This is a genomic window from Kribbella turkmenica, assembly GCF_004348725.1.
Classification (GTDB): domain Bacteria; phylum Actinomycetota; class Actinomycetes; order Propionibacteriales; family Kribbellaceae; genus Kribbella; species Kribbella turkmenica.
Genome location: NZ_SMKR01000085.1, coordinates 23,456 through 31,484, shown reverse-complemented (window position 1 = coordinate 31,484; position 8,029 = coordinate 23,456). Strand labels below are relative to the sequence as shown.

Here is an 8,029-nt window from a genome sequence, read left to right as displayed (position 1 = left end):
GGGTGGGGTGGGTGAGCGCCTAGGGTTCCGGGCATGGACGTCCTGATCCTCGGCCTGATCAACATCGTCGTGTTCATGGTGATCTTCGTGCCCGTGGCGCAGCGGCTGCTCGGGGTGCGGTTCGGGCTGGTGCGGCTCGCGCTCGGCGCGGGGCTCACGCTCGCCATGTTCAACCCGATCTCGCGGGGACTGGTCGGGCCGCCGCCGTTCGAGGGCTCGAACGGCGCCGCGATCTCGCTGCTCGTGCTGACGACGCTCTGCTCGGTGCTGTCGGGCCTGATCTTCCTGGTGCTGTCCGAGGCGCTCGTGCCGACCGGTTCGTTGCCCCGGGCCCGCGATCTGCGCCGCGACCTGGCCGGCCGGGTCGCCCGGACCAAGCGGTACCTGCAGATCCTCCGGATCGCGATCCGGCACGGCCTCGGCCCGTACCTGCGTGGCCGTCGCCGTCCCGGCCGCGAGAACGCCGCCGGACAGGCCGAGCTGGCGCGCTCCCTGCGGCTGGCGCTCGACGAGGCCGGGGTGACGTTCGTGAAGCTCGGTCAGGTGCTGTCCACCCGCAGCGACATCATCCCGGTCTCGGTCGCGAACGAGCTGAGCCGCCTGCAGGACCAGGCCTCCCCCGCGCCGTGGTCCGAGGTCGAGGCGGTGCTGACCGAGGAGCTCGGCGCCCGGCCGCACCAGGTGTACGCCGGCTTCGACACCGAGCCGCTCGCGGCCGCGTCGGTCGCCCAGGTCTATGCGGCCCGCCTGCCGGAGGGCGCGGACGTCGTGGTGAAGGTGCAGCGTCCCGGCGTCGCCGCGGTGGTCGAGCGGGATCTCGACATCGTCCGGCGGCTCGCCCGCCTGCTCGAGCGGAACACCGACTGGGGCCGGTCGATGGGTGTCCGGGCGCTGGCCGACGGGTTCGCGGACGCGATGCGCGAGGAGCTCGACTTCACCGTCGAGGCCGGCAACATGACCACGGTGGCGGCCGGCCGATCCGTTGCCTCGACCAACGATTTGGTGGTCCCCGAGCTCTACCCGCGGGCGTCCACCGCCCGGGTGCTGACGATGCAGCGGCTGCACGGGATCGGTCTGGGCAACGCCGCGCAGGCGATCGCCGAGCGCGGCCTGGACGCGGCCCGGCTCGGCCGGGTGCTGTTCGACTGCCTGCTCGGCCAGGTCGCCATCGACGGGGTCTTCCACGCCGACCCGCACCCCGGCAACTTCCTGCTGCTCACCGACGGCCGGATCGGCATGCTCGACCTGGGCTCGGTCGGCCGCCTCGATCCGGCCACCCGGGAGGCCCTGCAGCGGTTCCTGCTCGCGATCGACCACGGCGACCCGGTCGCCGCGACCGACGCGCTGCTGGAGATCGTCGACCGGCCCGACGTGATCGACGAGCGCGGCCTCGAACGCGCCGTCGGCCGGTTCATGACCCGCCACCTGTCCGCGGGCGTGACGCTCGGGCCGGCGATGTTCAACGACCTGTTCAGGATCATCACCTCGCACGACCTCGGCGTACCGCCGGAGGTGGCCGCGGTCTTCCGCGCCCTGGCCACCATCGAGGGCACGATCTCGCGCATCTCCCCCGGCTTCGACCTGGTCACCGCGTCCCGCCAGTTCGCCTCCGCCCACGTCACCGACCGCCTCGCCCCGGAGGCGTTGCGCCGGACGGCGACCGAGGAGCTGGCGACGCTGCTGCCGATGTTGCGCCGGCTGCCCCGACGGATCGACCGGATCGCGGCCGCGGCCGAGAGCGGCCGGCTGGGCCTGAACGTCCGGCTGCTCGCCGACGACCGCGACCGCCGGCACATCACCACCCTGCTGCATCAGGTGCTGCTCGCGATCCTCGGCGCCACCGCCGGCCTGATGGCGGTCCTGCTGCTCGGTACGCCGGGCGGTCCGCACGTCACCGAGACGATCACGCTCTTCCAGCTCTTCGGCTACAACCTGCTGGTGATCTGCGCCGTCCTGGTCCTCCGGGTGCTCGTCCTGGTCTTCCGGCTTCCGGACGGGAGTCCCCCTTGACTTAAAGTGAGCTTGAACTTCGAGGATGTCCATCAATGCCTCACATCGCTGACCATCCCGTTCCGAAGGGTTTCAGGCCTGTGCCTGGCACGCGGGCTACGTGCGGTACCTGTTGCGCGACGGGAGATACCGCGACGACCGCGGACCAGCTAGCGCGCTGTCTCGCACGATGATCGGCCGGCACCGGTTCGCCTCCTGGAAAACTCCCGGGTAGGAAGGGTCTAGAGTGTGCCGCATGGCTGAGCTGCTGACCGACGACCAGATCGACCAGGCGATTCGCGACCACCTCCCGCAGTGGAAGTTCGCGGACAACGCGCTGGTCCGCAGCATCAAGCGGGAGAACTTCCTGGACGGCATCCGGCTGGTCGCCACCGTCGCCCAGCTGGCCGAGTCGATGAACCACCACCCGGACATCGACATCCGCTACACCACGATCACCTTCAAGGTCAGCAGCCACGACGCCGGCGGCATCACCGACGACGATCTGGTTCTCGCCCGGCACATCGACACCGCGGCCGGCTGACCGCTTCACGTCATGGCGGTTCTCGGCCAGGCCCGGCGCTGGCTGAGCACCCGCCTGCCCGTCTACACCTGAGGGCATGACCTCATGCCGCCTCGCCTCCGGTCTCACCGCCGCCGCCGTCCTGCTCAGCCTGACGACTTCGGCGCACGCGTTCTCGCCGAACCCCGGCTGGTTCTGGAACCGGCCGCACTGCGACACCGTGTACGGCGACGGTTCGGTGACCATCACCGAGACCGACGGCGCGACGCTGGCGCCGACGACCGAGCGGCTGCGTCCGGTCACGTACGCGAAGGTCGCGGTGCTGGAGGAGCCGAACACCCTGATCACGATCGGCCGCCAGTCGATCCAGCGGTCGAGCGACGCCGGGTGCAGCTGGCAGCTGCTCGACAAGACACCGGACGACCTGAGTGCGTACGACGTCCAGGCGGGACCGGGCGACACGGCGTACGTCTACTCCGTGAACGACCAGCCGATCCACCGGGTCAAGGGCGGCGCGGTCAGCACCGTGCAAGGACCGGTCAACGGCGGTGGACTGGCCGCGCTCGTCGCATCGCCCGGCCGGCTTCGGGTAGTCGCCGGCGACGGCCGGCTCTACGACTCGTACGACGACGGCGCCAGCTGGCAGCACGTCGGCGTACCGGCGGCTCGCGATCTGTTCGTATACGACGCGGTGGTCGATCCGCGCGACCACGACCACATCGTCGTCGGCGTGATGTCGGACGGCGTCTACGTCACGGACGACGGAGGCCGGACCTGGCGGCGGTCCGAGCCGGTGGGCCGGGTGAACGCGTTCAGCCTGGCGATCTCCGCGGCCGATCCGTCGAAGGTCTGGATGGAGGGGTACGACCGCGACCGCGCGACCCGGCTCATCTGGGAGTCGGCCGACGGCGGGCTGAAGTTCGAGCCGGTGCTGGACCAGACCCGGGCGACGCTGATCAACGGCAACCGGATGTGGGCCAGTCCGGTAGACCCGGACCTGCTCTACTTCAGCTACGGGACGTCGTTCGCGAACTACGGCGCCGACCTCTACCGGTTCCGCCCGTCCACTGGCGAGCTGACCAAGCAGCACAACCGCCACGACGGCATCCCGTCCCTCGCCTTCAGCCCGGCCGACCCGACCATCTTGTACCTCGGGCTGGCGGAGGAGCGGTAAGTCTCTGCCCGGTCCGGATCGGATACCGTTGGCCGGTGACGACTACCGAGGAGTACCGCCTACTGGGGTTCAGCGACCAGGACCGCGACGACGCCGAAGCCTTCCAGGCCGACCGGGCCGTCGTCGACGACCTGGCCGACCAGCTCCGCGCGGCTCTCGGCAAGCTCGGTCAGGAGCCGCAGCTGCGGATGCCGGACGACCCGCGCAACTCGGTCCAGGCGTTCCTGGACACCTTGCCGGACGTCCGCCGCTTCCACGCCGAGCGCGGCATCCCGGACGACGTCAGCTGGGCGACGCTCGCGGACCTCGGACAGCAGCTCACGGTGAATCGCCGGACCCACGGCGAGTACGGCCTGGAGACGCACTGGTGGATGACGGTGCACTGGACCGGCCAGATCTACGCGCTCGGCCGGTTGCAGTACCTGCTCCACCAGGTGCCGGCGGACAAGCCGGTGCCCGGCACCGAGCCCGGCGAGTGGGTGACCGGCGTCCACATCCCGGAGACCGGGCCACTCACGCCCGAGGCGGTCGACGACAGCCTCGCGCAGGCCCGGGAGTTCTTCCCGCGGTACTTCCCGGAGTACCCGGTGAGGACCGCGACGCTGTGGTCGTGGCTGATCGACCCGTACCTGCTCGACAACCTGCCGCCGGAGTCGAACATGGTCCGGTTCGGCCGCCGGTTCACGCCGTACGGAGAAGCGAACGACAGCCAGGACAGCGCGATCTTCTTCACCTTCCGGACGCACGGTCTGGAGCGGCTGGACGAACTGCCGCAGGACACCTCGCTGCAGCGGCTGGTGGTCGGCCGGATCAAGGCCGGCGGCACCTGGCAGAGCGCCTACGGGTACCTGCGCCTCTGACGCCGGTCGACCGGCGCCGTACGTGCCGGCAGTCGACCGGCTGTCAGCCGGCGGTGATCTTGGCCGCGCGGCGCCGGAGCGCGATCCGGCGGGAGGTCTCGATCACCAGGCCGATCAGGAACGCCAGGCTCAGGCTGAACCCGAGCGCCTTCAGCGAGTCGTGCGCGAACGCGTCGCCACCGAGGTAGCCGAGCAGCGCGACGTACGTGTAGGCGACCGTCACGCCCGCGAAGGTGAAGACGAAGAACTTCTTGAACGAGTACCGGGTCGCGCCGGCGGTCAGCGTGGCCACCATCCGCGCGCCGGGGACGTAGCGGACCGTCATCAGGATCAGCCCGCCGCGAGAGTGCAGCGCGGCCGACACCTTGTCGTAGATCGCCTGTCTGCGCTCCTGCCGCTTCATCCACCGGTGCAGGGCCGGTCCGGAGCCACGGCCCATGAAGTAGCAGACGGTCTCGCCGATGACCGAGCCGAGCATGGCCAGCACGATCACGAGCAGCAGGTTCTGGTGTCCCGCGGCGGCGGCCATGCCGGCGGTGACCACCAGGCCCTCGCTCGGGATCACCGGGAAGACGGCATCGATCGCGGCCGCCAGGAACAGGACGAGCAGCAGCCAATGCGAGGCCATGGCGACGCTCAGCAGCTGCCGCGCAGCCTCCATCAACTCGGTCATCCGGAACAGGATGCCATCCGGATCCACAATCGCCGCAATTCCATCGCTGTGATTCGGCCGGGTTCACCAGATGTTCAGCGGTTCGCGGCTGTGCGTGCTGTGACCGCGACGCTACGTGCTGCCGGCCAGCTGGTCGGCGAGCTCGGTGCGGGAGTGGATGCCGAGCTTCGTGTAGACCTTCCGCAGGTGGTACTCCACCGTTTTCGGGCTGAGGAAGAGTCTGGCCGCGGCCTCACGGATGCTCTGACCGTCCGCGAGCAGCAGGGCGATCTGCCGCTCCTGCGGGGTCAACTCGTCCGCCGTACTGGGCACTCGGCGGCGTGCCGTCTCTCCGGTCGCCTTCAGCTCGGTCGCGGCCTGGTCGGCCCAGCCGGCCGCGCCCAGCTGATCGAACGCTTCGACGGCGAACCGGAGCTGGGTCCGCGCGTCGACACGCCTTCGCGCCCGCCGTAGCCAGGCGCCGTACGCCAGCCGGGTGCGGGCACGCTCGAAGGCGTCCAGGGTCTTCGCGTGCCATTCGAGCGCGGTCTCGAACTCCTCCGCGCAGTCGCCGACCAGTCCCCTGACCCGAGCGGCCCGCGCCAGCGACCACGGCTGGGCCTTGGCCTCAGCCCGGGCGAGGTACTCCCGCGAGACCGTCTCCGCGTCGTCAGGCCGACCCAACCGCAGGTACGCCTCGACCAACTCCGGCGCCGGTGACAGATCGGGGTCCCTGAGCCCGTTCGCTGCCAGTACGTCGACCAGTCGCCGGTACTCCGGGAGCGCGGCCGCCGGATCACCACGGCCCAACTCGAAGTCGCCGAGGCCGAACAACGACCACACGGTGCCGAGGTGCACGGCCCGGTCGTCGCAGATGCGCAGCGCCTCTGCCGCAAGCGTTCGACACTCCACCCGGCCCTGATGCGCCGCCAGCCAGGCATGACCGGCCAGATTCATCGCCAGCTCGGTCGTCTGACCGATCTCGCGCGCCAGCCGGACCCCTTCGTCGTACGACGCGGCCGCGTCCGCCCAGCGATCGGTCGTGGCGTCATCACGCGCCAGCACGAACAGCAGACCGGGCAGAGTGCCCAACGCGACCTGGTCTCGCCGCTCCAGCATCGCCTGTTGCAGCAGGACTCGTCCGGTGCCGCTCTCGCGGAGGAAGAGCGGTGCGATCGCCATCCACACCTGCCGGCGACGATCGCGGTCCAACTCGTCCGACGGCGCGAGAGCGACGGCCTGCCGGATCTGGTCGGTCCCGCCCTGACCGGCGAGGATCTTCGCGACACCGCTGGCCATCATGCCGATGATGCGCGGACCCGGGCGTTCGACCGCCGGCAGCAGCCGGTCGATGCCCTCGGCCGCGCGAAGCGCGGACGCGGTGTCGCAGAGCCGGAAGCAAGCATTGACCGCGTCGGCGAGCAGTCCGGTGGCGACGGCCTCGTCCTCGCACTCCGCAGCGGCCGTGAGCAGGATGTCGCGTGCTTGAGCGGGTGACCCGCACTTCACCGTCAGATCGGCACGGATCTCCTGCGCGCGGATCCTGGTGGCTGCCGGTGGCCGCAGCGCCAACGCTTCGTCCAGCAGGGTCTCGGCCCGGTCCGGCAGCCCTGCGGACCACGCTGCCTCTCCTGCAGCCACCAACCTCAGTGCGCGGTCTTGCGGTGCCTCGGTCAATCGCGCGGCACGCTGGTACGCCGTAGCCGCGACCGCGTGCGCTCCCCGGCCGACCGCATGCCGGGCGGCGACGTCCAGGCTGGCAGCAACGTCGTCGTCGGTCCCGAGGACCGTCTCGGACAAGTGCCATGCACGCCTGTCCTCGTCCTGCGTGGCTCCCGCGACCGCCCGATGGACAGTGCGACGCTCAGCCGGGTCAGCGCTGGTGTAGATCGCCGACCGCACCAGCGGATGCCGGAACTCGACGCGGCCGTCGCGAATCGCGACCAGCGCGGCCGTCTCAGCCTCAGCCAGGGCCGACACCTCGACACCCAGCTCCTCGCACGCTCTGGCCACCGCACCGAGTTCACCGTCGTCGACAGCCGCCACCAGCAGTGCGGTGCGTGCACCCGGGCTGAGCCGATTCGCCCTTGCGGTAAAGGCTTTCGCGAGCAGCGTGGGGACAGGCATCGGCACGCCGGGTGGAAGCCGGTGCAGGGCGGCCGGCTCTCCGGCCAGTTCCAGGAGAGCCAACGGATTCCCGGCCACGGTCCGATGCAGCTGGGCGACCAGGTCGGCCGGCAAACCGTGCACCAACTGCTGCGCCGCTTCCAGCGGCACGCCTTCGAGCACAAGCGCGGGGAGGTCGGCCTCCGCCAGCGGATGGGGTTCGTGCTGCCGGGCAGCGATCAGCAAGACGATCGGGTCGGCGACGAACCGCCGGGCCGCGAACAGCAACGCCTCGGCCGACGGACGGTCGAGCAGGTGCGCGTCGTCGACGATCACGGCGAGCGGCGCCACTTCGGCGTACCGGCAGATGAGGCTGAGGGTCGCGGCTCCGACCGCGAATCGGTCGGCCATGCTCTCGACGGGGCTCAGGGCGAGCGCTGCCTCAAGGGCTGCCTGCTGGGGACGCGGGATGCGGTCCAGCTCGGCGAGCGCAGGACGGAGCAGTTGGTGCAGGGCGCCGAACGGAACGTCGCGCTCGGCCTCGGTGCCGCGAGCCCGGAGCAGCCGCAGTCCGGTCGTCAGCGTCGCGGCCTCGTCGAGCAGCGCGGTCTTGCCGATGCCGGGCTCACCGGTGACCAGCAGCACGCCGGCGACCCCCACCCGCGCCCCCGCGACCAACTGCTCGATCACCCGGCGTTCCGAGTCCCGCCCGATCAGCATGTCTC

At 70.8% G+C, this 8,029-nt stretch carries 6 protein-coding genes; 4 read left to right on the top strand and 2 right to left on the bottom strand.

Annotated elements, in window-relative coordinates; translation table 11 throughout:
- Nucleotides 1-33: 33 nt before the first annotated feature.
- From E1218_RS20005 to E1218_RS19990, 4 genes are all read left to right on the top strand, one after another.
- On the top strand, nucleotides 34-2,010 hold the full coding sequence (locus E1218_RS20005) for an ABC1 kinase family protein (RefSeq protein ID WP_132322347.1): 1,977 nt from the start codon (nucleotides 34-36) through the stop codon (nucleotides 2,008-2,010).
- A gap of 235 nt (nucleotides 2,011-2,245) precedes the next feature.
- Nucleotides 2,246-2,533 carry a 4a-hydroxytetrahydrobiopterin dehydratase gene (locus E1218_RS20000; protein ID WP_132322345.1) on the top strand — a complete coding sequence of 96 codons (288 nt, stop codon included), beginning with the start codon at nucleotides 2,246-2,248 and terminating at the stop codon, nucleotides 2,531-2,533.
- A 76-nt stretch (nucleotides 2,534-2,609) separates the two neighbouring features.
- Entirely contained in the window at nucleotides 2,610-3,686 is a 1,077-nt protein-coding gene (locus tag E1218_RS19995) for a sialidase family protein (protein ID WP_132322343.1), read from the top strand.
- A 35-nt stretch (nucleotides 3,687-3,721) separates the two neighbouring features.
- Nucleotides 3,722-4,546 (top strand): acyltransferase domain-containing protein, encoded by an 825-nt coding sequence (locus E1218_RS19990; protein WP_132322341.1) that lies wholly within the window; start codon nucleotides 3,722-3,724, stop codon nucleotides 4,544-4,546.
- Nucleotides 4,547-4,589: 43 nt separating this feature from the next.
- Here E1218_RS19990 and E1218_RS19985 read toward each other — a convergent pair whose 3' ends face one another.
- Complete coding sequence (locus E1218_RS19985; protein ID WP_132322339.1) at nucleotides 4,590-5,219, bottom strand: DedA family protein; 630 nt, start codon at nucleotides 5,217-5,219, stop codon at nucleotides 4,590-4,592.
- 111 nt (nucleotides 5,220-5,330) lie between these two features.
- Complete coding sequence (locus E1218_RS19980) at nucleotides 5,331-8,024, bottom strand: helix-turn-helix transcriptional regulator (protein ID WP_132322337.1); 2,694 nt, start codon at nucleotides 8,022-8,024, stop codon at nucleotides 5,331-5,333.
- Between the last annotated feature and the right edge of the window lie 5 nt (nucleotides 8,025-8,029).

Bases quoted from the DNA above. Each gene is read 5' to 3' on its own strand.
- E1218_RS19985 (WP_132322339.1), bottom strand. From the start codon at position 5,219: ATGACCGAGTTGATGGAGGCTGCGCGGCAGCTGCTGAGCGTCGCCATG.
- E1218_RS19995 (WP_132322343.1), top strand. From the start codon at position 2,610: ATGACCTCATGCCGCCTCGCCTCCGGTCTCACCGCCGCCGCCGTCCTG.
- E1218_RS20005 (WP_132322347.1), top strand. From the start codon at position 34: ATGGACGTCCTGATCCTCGGCCTGATCAACATCGTCGTGTTCATGGTG.
- E1218_RS20000 (WP_132322345.1), top strand. From the start codon at position 2,246: ATGGCTGAGCTGCTGACCGACGACCAGATCGACCAGGCGATTCGCGAC.
- E1218_RS19980 (WP_132322337.1), bottom strand. From the start codon at position 8,024: ATGCTGATCGGGCGGGACTCGGAACGCCGGGTGATCGAGCAGTTGGTC.